At 66.5% G+C, this 5,934-nt stretch carries 8 protein-coding genes and 1 pseudogene; 4 read left to right on the top strand and 5 right to left on the bottom strand.

What is annotated here, in order from left to right; genetic code table 11:
* Positions 1-16: 16 nt before the first annotated feature.
* Both EET13_RS10220 and EET13_RS10215 read left to right on the top strand, forming a co-directional pair.
* Positions 17-850, top strand: coding sequence for a group II intron maturase-specific domain-containing protein (locus EET13_RS10220; RefSeq protein ID WP_244603850.1), 834 nt, complete (start codon positions 17-19; stop codon positions 848-850).
* A gap of 115 nt (positions 851-965) precedes the next feature.
* Positions 966-1,430, top strand: a pseudogene (locus tag EET13_RS10215) (IS30 family transposase); the annotation flags it as partial.
* A 48-nt stretch (positions 1,431-1,478) separates the two neighbouring features.
* Here EET13_RS10215 and EET13_RS10210 read toward each other — a convergent pair.
* Both EET13_RS10210 and EET13_RS10205 read right to left on the bottom strand, forming a co-directional pair.
* Positions 1,479-1,673, bottom strand: a complete 195-nt coding sequence (locus EET13_RS10210; protein WP_425293664.1) for a DUF3046 domain-containing protein — start codon at positions 1,671-1,673, stop codon at positions 1,479-1,481.
* 30 nt (positions 1,674-1,703) lie between these two features.
* A complete protein-coding gene (locus EET13_RS10205; protein WP_122442181.1) occupies positions 1,704-2,858 on the bottom strand; it encodes a glycosyltransferase in 1,155 nt (384 codons plus the stop codon).
* Positions 2,859-2,941: 83 nt separating this feature from the next.
* On the opposite strand from EET13_RS10205, the gene EET13_RS10200 reads away from it, so the two are divergent.
* Positions 2,942-3,382: a limonene-1,2-epoxide hydrolase family protein gene (locus tag EET13_RS10200; RefSeq protein ID WP_425293663.1), complete on the top strand. Its 441-nt coding sequence runs from the start codon at positions 2,942-2,944 to the stop codon at positions 3,380-3,382.
* Positions 3,383-3,395: 13 nt separating this feature from the next.
* On the opposite strand, the gene pspM is transcribed toward EET13_RS10200, so the two are convergent.
* The 3 genes from pspM to clgR all read right to left on the bottom strand — a co-directional run bounded on the left by pspM (position 3,396) and on the right by clgR (position 5,510).
* Positions 3,396-4,211, bottom strand: a complete 816-nt coding sequence (gene pspM, locus EET13_RS10195; RefSeq protein ID WP_122442180.1) for a phage shock envelope stress response protein PspM — start codon at positions 4,209-4,211, stop codon at positions 3,396-3,398.
* A 9-nt stretch (positions 4,212-4,220) separates the two neighbouring features.
* Positions 4,221-5,042: a phage shock protein PspA gene (gene pspA, locus EET13_RS10190; protein ID WP_122442179.1), complete on the bottom strand. Its 822-nt coding sequence runs from the start codon at positions 5,040-5,042 to the stop codon at positions 4,221-4,223.
* A 147-nt stretch (positions 5,043-5,189) separates the two neighbouring features.
* Positions 5,190-5,510: a transcriptional regulator ClgR gene (clgR, locus tag EET13_RS10185; RefSeq protein WP_122442178.1), complete on the bottom strand. Its 321-nt coding sequence runs from the start codon at positions 5,508-5,510 to the stop codon at positions 5,190-5,192.
* A 189-nt stretch (positions 5,511-5,699) separates the two neighbouring features.
* Here clgR and EET13_RS32745 point away from each other — a divergent pair.
* Positions 5,700-5,934, top strand: a 235-nt coding sequence (locus tag EET13_RS32745) for an IS110 family transposase (RefSeq protein WP_425294235.1), incomplete at its 3' end; no start/stop codon positions are given.

Raw genomic sequence — 5,934 nt, 5'->3', positions numbered from 1 at the left:
GGTGGCCTGAATGCCTTTGGGCTTGCTTGAGCCGTATGCCGGGACAACTGGCACGTACGGTTCTGAGGGGGCTCCGGCGCGGCAACGCGCCGGAGCTACCCGACTGGTCTCGCCGCTGCTGGCGAACATCGCTTTGTCGGTGTTGGACGCACATTTCTGTGCGAAATGGGATGCCCATCGGACATCTCAGCAGCGAGATGCGTACCGCAAGCGCGGCGGGGCCACCTATCGGATCGTCCGCTATGCCGACGATTTCGTGATCATGGTGGCCGGAACCAAAGCGCACGCGGACGCACTGTGGGATGAAGTCACCGACGTCATAGCCCCTCTTGGGCTGCGGCTGTCGGTGGAGAAGACCCGAGTGTGTCACCTCGACGAGGGGTTCGACTTCCTGGGATTCCGCATCCAGCGGCGCCGCAAGAAGGGAACGAACAAGATGGCCGTCTACACCTATCCGTCCAAGAAAGCGTTGCTTTCGATCCTGGCGAAGGTGCGGGCGCTGACCAATAAGGCACGTCATCACGGCCTGGCTGATCTCCTCGGACGCCTCAACCCGGTGCTTCGAGGATGGTGTGCGTATTTCCGCCACGGTGTGTCCAAAGCGACTTTCGGATACCTCGATGCCTTCGCCTGGCATCGGGTCACCCAATGGTTGCTCAAGCGGCACAAACGAATCACGTGGGCGGATCTCTACCGGCGGTTCCTGACCGGAAGGCCAGGCAACCGTCCGCAAGAGAATGGGATCATCATGTTCGACACCGCCACCGTGGCGGTCACACGGTACCGGTGGCGGGCACACAACATCCCCACACCCTGGACCAGCGCCGCGGAGATCCCGGTCCCCGCGTAGCAGTGGCATTCGGTGGAGCGCCGGATGCGATGAGAGGCGCACGTCCGGTGCGGAGGGCGGGCCGGGGAAACGGGCCAGGAGCAATCCCGGCACCGCGCCCCGGTCCGACCCCTACATCATCGGCAACAACCACCTCTCAGCGGTCGGCACCCTCGTCGAGCGCACCACTGGATTCGTGGTGCTGCTGCACATGCCCGACGACCGCACGGCGGCCACCTTGGCCAAGGCGATGTCGGCCAAGGTCCCTGAGATACCAGAGATACTGCGTCGCTCGCTGACCTGGGACCAAGGCAGCGAGATGGCACTACGCACCCAGATCACCGAGGCCACCGGCCTGCCAATCTACTTCTGCGATCCGCATAGCCCCTGGCAACGCGGGACCAACGAAAACACCAACGGACTGCTACGCCAGTACTTCCCGAAGGGGACTGACCTATCGTTCTACGGACCCGGCTGGCTCGACCAGGTCGCCGCCGAACTCAACGCCAGACCCAGAAAACGCCACAACTGGCGCACCCCCGCCGAAGAACTCCACCGACTACTCTCAGACCCGTCCGCATTTGTTGCAGCGACCGCCTGAGCCCAAGGCCCACTCGGGCGCGCTGAACGCAGACTCGAAACCCAGAACTCACCACTGGTCGCGGGGGACGTCGAAGTCGACGCACAGCGCCCGCCAGACGTCGCGGGGCTCGACGCCATCCTCGATCGCCTGGGCGGCGGTACGGCCACCGATACCCGTCAGCACGTGATCCGCCAGCACGGATGCCCCGTAGGCGGCACCGAATCGCAGGGTGACCCTCTCGTGGAACTCCGTCAACCGCACGACAGTCAAGATACCCAGCGGATCGCCGCACTAAAGCGCCTCATGGCACACCTGAACCGGATCGGCGACCCCGGCGATGCCGGCGGCCGCCTGCTGTGCGGCATGGCGGTATGCCGGCGACGACAGCACCTCGCGCACCGCGGCCACCAGCGCCTCGGCGGTCAACGGCCGAACCAACCTGCCGCTGCCCTGCCGCACCACCCGATTGGCCATCTCCCACTGGTCCCCGCCGCCGGGCACTACCACCAGGGGAACCCCGGCCAGCAGCGTCTTGGCGACCATCCCGTGACCGCCACCGCAGATCACCAGGTCGGCATGCGTCAACAGCTCGGCTTGATTCCCCAGCCCGACCACCGCCCAGGGCGGCACCGCCAGATCGTCGCCGCCGAGCCGGGAGACCACCAGCCGCGAACCGGGCGGCAGCGTGTCACCCGGCGTCAAACAGCCCAGCGTGACCTCTGCCAACCCGGTCATCCCGGTCGCCGCGGTGGACGGCGCGACGACCACCACCGGCCCAAAACCCGGTGGCACCGCCAGCACGCGATCGGTCGGCTCGAAATGCAACGGGCCCACGACGACGGCCTCGGCCGGCCAGTCCGGACGCGGCACCTCCAGCGCGGGCAGCGTGGCAATCAGGCGCCGCAGCGGTCCGGGATCGCGAGCCGGCAATCCGATCTCGACCCGGACGGCGGCACGCTGTCGCAGACCCGCACGCCAGGACCGCCCCGTCAGCGCCCGCATGACGGCATCGCGCAACTGGCCGCGGAGTCCCGTGCCCGGTGCCAGCCCGCTGCCGATCGGCGGCAGACCCTTCGAGGGCAGATACAGCGGATGCGGGTTGAGCTCGATCCAAGGAATGCCCACCAGTTCGGCGGCCATGCCACCGCAGGCGGTGATCACATCAGAGACCACGAGGTCGGGGGCGAGCTCGCGCAGCGCCGGGGCATTGAGCACCGCCATCTGCGCGGCTCTGCGGTGAATCCTGGCCCCGGCGTCCAGATCGTCGTCGGTAGCCGTCAACCCGTCCAATTCGACGGCGTCGATCCCGGCCGCGTGAGCGGCGTCCAGCCATTCCACCCCGGTGAACAACGTCGGCGTGTCACCGGCTTCCCGAAAGCGCTGGCACAGCGCCATCGCGGGAAACGAGTGTCCGGGATCCGGCCCGGCGACCACGGCGACGCGCATCGGCCCTACCCTGCCACAGCGTCCAGCCGCCGTGCTCGTCCGTGCTCGTCCGTGCTCGTCCGTGCTCGCCTAGGCTGGCAGTCATGACCGAACTGACCCGGATCACCCCGGAAACCGCAGACAACATCCGCACGGTCGAGGATTTCCTCAACGCGCTGCAGAACGAGGACTTCGACGCTGTAGCTGCGGCATTCGACGACAACCTGCTCTATGAGAACGTCGGGTTTTCCAGGATCCGTGGCGGCCGCCGAACGGTGAAGCTGCTCCGCAAGATGGAAGGGCGCGTTGGGTTCGAGGTGAAGATCCACCGCATTGCCGCCGACGGCGCGGTGGTGCTCACCGAACGGACCGACGCGCTGATTTTCGGGCCGCTGCGGCTGCAATTCTGGGTCTGCGGCGTGTTCGAGGTGCACGACGGCAGGATTACGCTCTGGCGTGACTATGTCGACACCTACGACATGACGAAGGCTCTGGTGCGCGGTCTGGTCGCGCTGGTGATCCCGTCACTCAGGCAAACGTTGTAGGCAGCGGCGAGCGCTAGCGGCGGGGCAACCCGCCGAGTTCGTCGAACGCCTGCGCCCAGCCGACCAGACGATCGGTGGCTCCGGCGAGCTCGGCGCGGTAACGCTGTTGCGATCCCGGTTCGCCGACCGCGCCGCCGTTGGCCGAAGACACCAATTGGGCTGCGGCAGTGACCATTTCGTTGTACTGACGGACACCGACGCTCAGCTGCGCGGTGAAGGCGTTGATGGTGGGCACCAGATACGACCGCGACGATTCCGCATATTGCGCCGCCCGTTCCATCGACACCACTTCGGCCGCCGTCGCCGCCATGGCCGCCGAGGTCTGGTTGGCCGCGGACGTCAACTCACGAATCTCGTCGGCCGGCAGCATGGTGCCCCGCTCGATCACACCCAGCAACGAGAAGAACCCGCGCTCGGAGGCACCAAGCGCGGACATCGCGGGCCGAGCCGCCGAACCCGGCGGCGGCAACCGACGGGTGTTGGCCGGCCTCGGTGTCGGCAGCGGCTCCGCCCGCAACCACCGATAGCGGAAAAACAGCAGCGTCGCGGGAATGACCTGTACCACCGCGATCGCGCCGGTGATCTCCAGCAGCAACGCAAACCAGCCCCAGGCCGCCAGCACCGCCGTTACCGCTGCCCAAAACACGCATCCAGCGCTGAATATCAGCGCCCAGCGCAACGCACGGCGGCGGCGGCGAAGCAACCGGGCCCGCGGGTCGGTAGCGGCGCTGAGCTTGCGCGCGGCGAAATCGAACATCTCGGCGACCATGTCGAACCAGCGCTGCAGCAACGCACGGCGTTGCCCACGCTGAGCCGACTTGACCGCCATCGGATGCCCTTACTGGCCAAACGGTTTCTCGGTAATTTGTCCGCCACCCTCAGCGGCAGGCGTGGCCGGGGTGGCTCCGGGACTGGCCGCACCGCCGGCCGGCAAGGCTTCTCCGCGCATCGACGCCCGAATCTGCTCCAGCCGGGAATGACCGGCCATCTGGATGCCGGCCTGCTGGACTTCAAGCATGCGGCCCTGCACCGACGATTGTGCAAGTTCGGCCTGACCGAGCGCGGTCGCGTACCGGCGTTCGATCTTGTCACGCACCTCGTCCAGGCTTGGCACATTGCCCGGGGCCGCGAGCTCACTCATCGACCGCAGCGACGCGCTGACCTGCTCCTGCATCTTGGCCTGTTCAAGTTGGCTGAGCAGCTTGGTGCGTTCGGCGATCTTCTGCTGCAGCACCATGGAGTTCTGCTCGACTGCCTTCTTGGCCTGAGCAGCCGCGTTCAGCGCCTGGTCGTGCAGGGTCTTGAGGTCCTCGACGCTCTGTTCGGCGGTCACCAGTTGCGCGGCGAAGGCCTCGGCGGCGTTGTTGTACTCGGCTGCTTTGGCAGCATCACCGGCGGCGGTGGCCTGGTCGGCCAGCGTCAGCGCCTGACGCACGTTGACTTGAAGCTTCTCGATGTCAGCCAGCTGCCGGTTGAGCCGCATCTCTAGCTGCCGCTGGTTTCCGATCACCTGCGCCGCCTGCTGAGTCAGCGCCTGATGGGTGCGCTGTGCTTCCTCGATGGCCTGCTGAATCTGCACTTTGGGGTCGGCGTACTCGTCAATTTTGGAGCTGAACAGCGCCATGAGGTACTTCCACGCCTTGACGAACGGATTGGCCATCGGTTAGCTCCGCCTTCGTTTCTTGTGTGCCGGATGGGCCCTGCATCGCCCACACTGCTTACCCTGCCGCTCAATTTATCGGGTCGGCCGCGATCTCCCCACCCGTGGTTGCACAACTGGCCGGCACCGGCCTGCGCCCCAGGAAGCTCAGGCCACCGCCAGCGACGCGACCGCAGGAATGACCACCTTGGTGCTGACATCGATGCTGGCTGCTGGGCCGGGTGCCGCGCGCTCCTCACCTGCCAACCGCTCACCGGCCACGATGAGCACTTCCGACAGCGGGACCTCCAACGCCTCGCAAATCGCGTTGAGCAGCTCACTGGACGGCTCCTTGCGGCCGCGTTCCACTTCGGACAGGTAGCCCAGGCTCACCCGCGCCGAATCGGACACCTCCCGCAGCGTCCGGCCCTGCGAGGTCCGGGCCCCGCGCAACACGTCGCCAATGACCTCGCGCACCAATGACGCCATCGTGCCTTACCTTTCTTGGAGGGTGGTTGTTGCCCTCGGCCGTAGGCTTCGAACTGCCCAGGGACGTCGGGTATGGCTTCCATCGCGGTGCCGGAGGGTGTGGCCGAAGGAGATTGGCCGCCCGGCGTCCCGCGACGACTCGACCGCTAAGTGAGAGATGCGATTTGATCGCTGTGTAAGGACACGCCGGTGTGGTCGTCTGCTGGGTTGGTAGCTACGACAACGACCGCAGAGGTGGGTGTGACGCTTGACGCCGGCAAATCTGAACATTACCGCCTGGTCATCGATGCCGAGGGTCAGCGGCTGCTCTACATTGCCGGCCGCACTATCTATCACGCCTCGGCCGGTTACCGCCGCGACGGTAAAACCGACGCCAAAGACGCCGCCGTCATCGCCGACCAGGCCCGGATGCGTCGCGACCTGC

It is taken from the genome of Mycobacterium attenuatum, assembly GCF_900566085.1.
GTDB lineage: Bacteria > Actinomycetota > Actinomycetes > Mycobacteriales > Mycobacteriaceae > Mycobacterium > Mycobacterium attenuatum.
This window is presented reverse-complemented; position numbering and strand designations above follow the sequence as displayed.